We start from the raw sequence: 5185 nt of genomic DNA on the forward strand, positions 1-5185 counted from the left end.
TGATCATCCGGAACAGGTGTTCCACCCGGCTGCGCACCGAGGCCATCTTGCGGTTGAAGCGCCGGTTCGATGCCGTCAGCTTGTACTTCGATGAGGCCTTCAGCGCCACGCCCCAGAACACGCCCGCCTTGCGGGCGGCACGCTTCAACTTGTCATGGACGTAGCCCTTGTCACCGAACACCGCCCGGTCGTCCTCCCGCAGGGCTTGCGGTACGGGTCACCCATTAGCCGGTCGGTGAATGTCAAGAATATTTCGCAGCTGGCGGATGGTCGACTGCGCATCGAGCAGCCGCTCCGAACCTCGGACGATGACCGGCGCGAAAGACTGCGCGATCGGACCATTCATGCAGGGAGCCAAACCAAGGTTGTCTCGCCAGGACTGAGATGCCGAACCACGATGGCTCGCGTGCAATTGCCTGCTCTGCCTGACGTCGTGAGCGCGACGCTCGGCCATGACCTGCCCGCAGCGGTCCGCTCGTGACCAATCCCTGGCTCGAGATTCCCCTCTCCGACTATGAGTCCCACATGGCGCTGCGGACGATCGGCCAGGCGGAGATGTTGGCTTCCCAGTTTTCGGATGCCTTGCTCCAGTTCATGCCGGAGTCCGTTGCAGTGATCGGCTGTGCCGGCGGGAACGGTTTCGACAGAATCCCCGCCACGGTAAAGCGAGTGGTTGGCGTCGACATCAACCCAAGCTATGTCGCTGCTGCGTCCGCCCGTTATCTTGGGCACATCCCGGGCCTGGAATTGCATGCTGTCGATATTCAGTCCGGCCCATCGCCGTTAGCTCCGGTCGATCTCATCTACGCTGCTCTGGTGTTCGAGTTCGTCTCGCTTCCGGCCGCTCTGGGTAATCTGTCGCGCGTGTGTCGGCCGGGTGGTCGGCTGGTTTCCGTGCTTCAGCAGCCGTCTGCCCATGTGCATGCGGTGTCGCCCTCACCATACCCGAGCCTTCAGGCCCTGGTTCCGCTCATGCGCCTCCTTCCGCCGCCAGAGTTGGCCGCGTGTGCCGCATCCTGCGGGTTCGCGCTCGAATCGGAGGAAACGTTGGTTCTCGCGTCGGGAAAAGAGTTTGTTCGTCAGGTTTTTCGTACCGCACCCGGTCGACCGACTTCTCGGTCGAGAAGGACAGACGGCAGCCTGTAATTGCCGTTCCCGTCCGTCGCTTCGCCGCTGCGGTGGCGCCGAGGGCATCCGACATGGCGCGACGCATCGAGCATCACCACCTGACGCTGCAGCAAGGTCACTCGGTGTCTCGCGAGTCGCCGCCGGTGCTTCGGTAAGAGCACGCTTCCGGTCGTCCGTCGTCGGCCAGGGCGATGTCGATTGATCGCCCGTGAACGTCCACTTCGACGGAAGGATTGCTAGACTCTGCCATTGCCCGCCTTGCTGGAGAAACCTATGTCAGGCCCGGCTCGATCCGGCATCCTCTTCTACGCCAGGAACCTGCTTGCCGTCTCTGCCTTCTACGAGGGGGTTCTGGGTGCCAGGGTGCTGCACGCGGACGAAGAACATCGGGTCCTGCAGTCGCCGGACACCCAGCTCATCATCCACTCCATTCCCGCGCAGTACGCAAGCTTCGTCGTCGTTGAAGTCGCGCCGGTGCCGCGCGTGGAACAGGCGATCAAGCCGTTCTTCACCGTCGACAGCCTCGCTTCGGCGGAGTCTCTGGTCGAGCATTTCGGGGGCAGGGTCTGGGGTCCCGTGTGGGCGGGTCCGGGCATCAGGGTGCGCAATGTCTGTGACCCCGAGGGCAACATCGTGCACCTGCGTGAGCGCGCGGCCTGAACCATGGCGCGAGTCGGCCGCGGGCGGTGAGGCACTTGGCCCGCGCGGCGCGCAATGTCATCATCCGCATCGCGGGCCAAGCGCCCTGGCGGCAGCGAGCGCTTGACGAAAACCCCACGTATCGCGAGACTCCCGGCAACATGAACAACATCAGCGAATTGAGCGAAAGGCACATCGCCCAGCTTCACTCGCTCTATCAGGGGGAATGGTGGACGCGCGGCCGCTCGCTCGAAGACACCAGGCGGTGCGTCCGGGGCTCGCAGATTTGCATCGGCATCACCTCGGAAAGCGATGACCTGATTGGCTTTGTCCGCGTGCTGACCGACTTCACCTTCAAGGCCATCCTGTTCGACGTGATCGTCGCTCCATCCGAGAGAGGCAAAGGCCTTGGCCATGACCTGCTGACACTCGCAAGGAATCACGAGCGTTTGCAATCCGTCAGGCACATCGAGCTTTACTGTTTGCCGGAAATGTCTGCCTTCTACGAAAAGCACGGATTTTCGGTCGATGTTGGCGACGTCAGGCTGATGCGGCTGATCCATGCATGACAGGACAGGCGAGCGGCATAGCCAGGAGATTGCGCATCCTGGCTCGCTGCACCCCTTGTGCCTGGACTGCCGCTTGCTGCCAGGATCTCCGTTGGCATCACGCGTCCAATCCCTCACACTTACTGCAGGAGAATCACCATGCGAAGCAATCCCGTTGTCTGGTTTGAAATCTACGTGCAGGACATGCAGCGAGCCAGGAACTTCTACGAAGCCGTACTCGAGAAGAAACTGGAAAGGATGCCTCCTCCGACGGCAGAGATGAACATGGAAATGTGGGCATTCCCCGCCGACAAGGAGACCGCGCACACCTCGTATGGTGCGTGCGGGATGCTGGTCCAGATGGAAGGCTTCCCCTCGGCGGGCGGTGGGACATTGGTTTACTTTGGCTGCAGGGACTGCGCCGAGGAAGCCTCCCGGGTGGTACCGAACGGCGGCACGATCGTGCGAGAAAAAATGTCCATCGGTGAGCACGGTCACATCGTCCTGGCTCGCGATCCCGAGGGAAACATGATCGGCTTCCACTCCATGTAGGCGGTGTTCCATCCTGCGCACTCCACTGTTGCGCCAACCCCGCGCGAGCAGCCGCGCAGGCCGGCGAATGGCCCGGCCGACCCCGTGTTGTGGCCCGGTCGGGTGAAAGGAGAGAAGATGAAGCGGATCAGGAAGGCCACACTTGCCACTCTGGCTGCCTTTGCGCTCGTCACGACGACGCTCGCGGCGGACGGGCCGGCGGCCGCGCGCAAGGAGCGCGTGAGCTTCGCCAGGGGCGCGATGTCGGCAACGATCCAAGGCACGTTGAAAGGCGATGGTGACGTCGACTACCTCGTGCGGGCGGCGGCGGGTCAGACGCTCCGGATCGAGTTCAGGGCTTCGCATGGCCAGAACAACTTCAACGTGCTGCCTCCCGGCTCGACCAACGTGGCGATGTACTCGAGCCGGGATACCGGCGAGCGGTCCTACGAGGGCTTGCTTCCTGCCGATGGCGACTACACGATCCGCGTCTGGATCGACCGGCCGGCGGCGCGACGGCACGAGTCGTCGAAATACACGCTGACCGTTGCCGTTTCCGGCAAGCCCCTGGCGCCGTTGTCCGCGACGCAGGATGCGAAGGTTGCGGGCACCGCCTACCACGCCACGGCGACGGTGCCCTGCCTGCTGCCGTATCAGCCCGGCGTGAAGTCGTGCGACGCGGGCGTCATCCGGCGCGGAAGAGACGGTACCGCGACCTTCGAAGCGATCGGCAGGGACGGCGTGCAGCGGCGCATCCTGTTCGTGCAGGGGAAGCCCGTCACGGCGGACGCCATGGCAGCGCTGACCTTTTCCCGGCGGGACGACCTGACGACCGTCAGGATCGGCGACGACGAGCGCTACGATATTCCGGACGCTTTCCTCACGGGGGGCTGAAGGATGTCGGCCGGATGCGGGTGGCGGTGCTTCCCGGCGGCGTTTCTTTGAGCGTGCGTCATCTCGTTGCCGTGCTCGGATTGATCGCGACGACGACCGGCGGCTAGGCTCTGGCGACGGCTGACGGTCCCGACCACTACCGCGTGCAGGGCTTGGCGAGCAGGAGTACCCTTGCGCTGCGCGCACAGCCGTTGGCTTCGTCGGCGCAAATCGGGCGTATCCCGGCGGACGCGCACTGCCTGCGCAGCCTCGGCTGCGAGGGCGGCCTGACCTTCCAGGAGTTCACCTCGCTCAGCGACAAGGAAAGGCGCCGGCGGGCGGCCGAGCATCCGCGCTGGTGCAAGGTCGAATACCAGGGGAATGTCGGGTGGGTAGCGGGCAGCTACCTGGCGGAGGATGCGTGCCCACCTTCCCCGATGCCCGGATCGTCCCGCTGAGCTGGCGCCATCGTTGCCAGCAAGCCGGCGCGGCAATCGAATCTCGTCTCGACCGGCACCGAAATCCTCGCCGTGGCTCTCGGCAATCGTGCCGGCTGGCGGCAGATTGTCCTGCCGGCGCGGATCCGGTTGCGGGGTGGCGGCGGTTACGCGGTGGTGGGCTCGCGCCCGAGCGCGAAAGCCGGATCGCTGGCGGCTCCCTGCCGCAACGGCGAATCGCCGTTGGCTGGTCAGGCCGAGCGTGTGGCGAGGAATTCGCCATTGCCTACCGGCACCAGGCAACTGACGAATTCGTCGTCCGCCTGGACCAGAGCCACCAGCGGAGCCAGCTCCAAAGGGTGCGAGGTGGCGTTGTCGACCACCAGCAGTCCACCCTTGCGCAGTACACGCCGGAGTTCCGGCCACCAGCCCGCGTATTGCGGTCGTTCCGAGTCGAGAAAGACGAAGTCGAATGCCCCGTCGCCTCCGGTCGCGAGCACTTCGCCAGCGTCGGCATGCAATTGCGTGATCACCGGCGACAGGTCCGAGCGGGAAAAAGTCGTCGCCGCGAGGTTGATCTTGAAATCCGATAGTTCGACGGTCGTCACCTGTCCGCCGATGGCGCTGACCGCCTCGGCGAGCCAGAGCGTCGAGTAACCGTTCGACGTTCCGATTTCCAGCACCCGGCGCGCGCCGGTGGCGCGAACCAGCAGCGACAGGAACTCACCGGTGTCCCGCGTGATGTTCAGCATGCGCCGCGGCCGGTCGCTGATCGAGGCGTCGTTCTCCGCGCCGAAGTTTTCGAGTTCTGTCAGCAGTCGGGAAAGGGCTTCGGTCATCGGGTTCTCCTCAAGTTTCGCTGATGTCGGCGCAGTTGCCGGTAGCGGCCCGCTCGCGAAGTGCTTGCGCAGCGCCCGGCGCCGGGCCCGGCCAACGGACACCGTCCGCCTCGCGCGCTGCGGCGCTTGCTCGCCGAGCAATGGAAGAGCCGCGATTGTAGCGAAGAACATGCGGACGAAGCGCGCCGAT

The 5185-nt window shown here is 64.6% G+C and carries 8 protein-coding genes and 1 pseudogene; 6 read left to right on the forward strand and 3 right to left on the reverse strand.

Annotated features, from left to right (window positions below):
* A pseudogene (locus NFV80_RS15600) lies at nucleotides 1-214 on the reverse strand (transposase); the annotation flags it as partial.
* A gap of 263 nt (nucleotides 215-477) precedes the next feature.
* On the opposite strand from NFV80_RS15600, the gene NFV80_RS15605 reads away from it, so the two are divergent.
* The 6 genes from NFV80_RS15605 to NFV80_RS15630 all read left to right on the forward strand — a co-directional run bounded on the left by NFV80_RS15605 (nucleotide 478) and on the right by NFV80_RS15630 (nucleotide 4177).
* The gene (locus tag NFV80_RS15605; protein ID WP_296759292.1) at nucleotides 478-1146 is read left to right on the forward strand and encodes a class I SAM-dependent methyltransferase; all 669 of its coding nucleotides are present in this window, start codon (nucleotides 478-480) and stop codon (nucleotides 1144-1146) included.
* Nucleotides 1147-1401: 255 nt separating this feature from the next.
* A complete protein-coding gene (locus NFV80_RS15610; protein ID WP_295331090.1) occupies nucleotides 1402-1788 on the forward strand; it encodes a hypothetical protein in 387 nt (128 codons plus the stop codon).
* A gap of 26 nt (nucleotides 1789-1814) precedes the next feature.
* Nucleotides 1815-2336, forward strand: a complete 522-nt coding sequence (locus NFV80_RS15615; protein ID WP_295331092.1) for a GNAT family N-acetyltransferase — start codon at nucleotides 1815-1817, stop codon at nucleotides 2334-2336.
* A 138-nt stretch (nucleotides 2337-2474) separates the two neighbouring features.
* Nucleotides 2475-2867: a VOC family protein gene (locus NFV80_RS15620; protein WP_295331094.1), complete on the forward strand. Its 393-nt coding sequence runs from the start codon at nucleotides 2475-2477 to the stop codon at nucleotides 2865-2867.
* Nucleotides 2868-2984: 117 nt separating this feature from the next.
* Nucleotides 2985-3740, forward strand: coding sequence for a hypothetical protein (locus NFV80_RS15625; protein WP_295331096.1), 756 nt, complete (start codon nucleotides 2985-2987; stop codon nucleotides 3738-3740).
* Nucleotides 3741-3892: 152 nt separating this feature from the next.
* Nucleotides 3893-4177 carry an SH3 domain-containing protein gene (locus tag NFV80_RS15630; RefSeq protein ID WP_295331098.1) on the forward strand — a complete coding sequence of 95 codons (285 nt, stop codon included), beginning with the start codon at nucleotides 3893-3895 and terminating at the stop codon, nucleotides 4175-4177.
* A gap of 230 nt (nucleotides 4178-4407) precedes the next feature.
* On the opposite strand, the gene NFV80_RS15635 is transcribed toward NFV80_RS15630, so the two are convergent.
* Together NFV80_RS15635 and NFV80_RS15640 are read right to left on the reverse strand one after the other, a co-directional pair.
* Nucleotides 4408-4995 carry a class I SAM-dependent methyltransferase gene (locus tag NFV80_RS15635; RefSeq protein WP_295331100.1) on the reverse strand — a complete coding sequence of 196 codons (588 nt, stop codon included), beginning with the start codon at nucleotides 4993-4995 and terminating at the stop codon, nucleotides 4408-4410.
* 10 nt (nucleotides 4996-5005) lie between these two features.
* Nucleotides 5006-5185, reverse strand: a 180-nt coding sequence (locus tag NFV80_RS15640; RefSeq protein ID WP_295331102.1) for a hypothetical protein, incomplete at its 5' end; no start/stop codon positions are given.

It is taken from the genome of Accumulibacter sp. (assembly GCF_023806565.1).
In the GTDB taxonomy this organism is placed as follows: Bacteria; Pseudomonadota; Gammaproteobacteria; order Burkholderiales; family Rhodocyclaceae; genus Accumulibacter.

Coding starts and splice junctions, on each gene's coding strand:
- NFV80_RS15610 (WP_295331090.1), top strand. CDS start 1,402: ATGTCAGGCCCGGCTCGATCCGGCATCCTCTTCTACGCCAGGAACCTG.
- NFV80_RS15620 (WP_295331094.1), top strand. CDS start 2,475: ATGCGAAGCAATCCCGTTGTCTGGTTTGAAATCTACGTGCAGGACATG.
- NFV80_RS15625 (WP_295331096.1), top strand. CDS start 2,985: ATGAAGCGGATCAGGAAGGCCACACTTGCCACTCTGGCTGCCTTTGCG.
- NFV80_RS15635 (WP_295331100.1), bottom strand. CDS start 4,995: ATGACCGAAGCCCTTTCCCGACTGCTGACAGAACTCGAAAACTTCGGC.